The 348-nt window shown below is 57.5% G+C and carries 1 protein-coding gene; it reads right to left on the bottom strand.

Annotated elements, in window-relative coordinates:
- Positions 1-113 precede the first annotated feature (113 nt).
- On the bottom strand, positions 114-348 hold a 235-nt coding region (locus MiSe_RS50000; protein WP_226595067.1), incomplete at its 5' end, for a hypothetical protein.

Genomic DNA, 348 nt, shown 5'->3' with positions numbered 1-348 from the left:
CATGTGGTGGGTGTTGGCGGTAGGGGCACGGCAATTAAGATCTTTCCGGAAAAGAAGATGTGCTGCTGCCGTGCCCCTGCATGTGGTGGGTGTTGGCGGTAGGGGCACGGCAATTAAGATCTTTCCGGAAAAGAAGATCTGCTGCTGCCGTGCCCCTGCATGTGGTGGGTGTTGGCGGTAGGGGCACGGCAATTAAGATCTTTGGCGAAAGGCAGAAGATGTGCTGCTGCCGTGCCCCTGCATGTGGTGGGTGTTGGCGGTAGGGGCACGGCAATTAAGATCTTTCCGGAAAAGAAGATGTGCTGATGCCGTGCCCCTACATGTGGTGGGTGTTGGCGGTAGGGGCAC

This window comes from Microseira wollei NIES-4236, from assembly GCF_020521235.1.
Lineage (GTDB): Bacteria > Cyanobacteriota > Cyanobacteriia > Cyanobacteriales > Aerosakkonemataceae > Microseira > Microseira wollei.
This window is presented reverse-complemented; position numbering and strand designations above follow the sequence as displayed.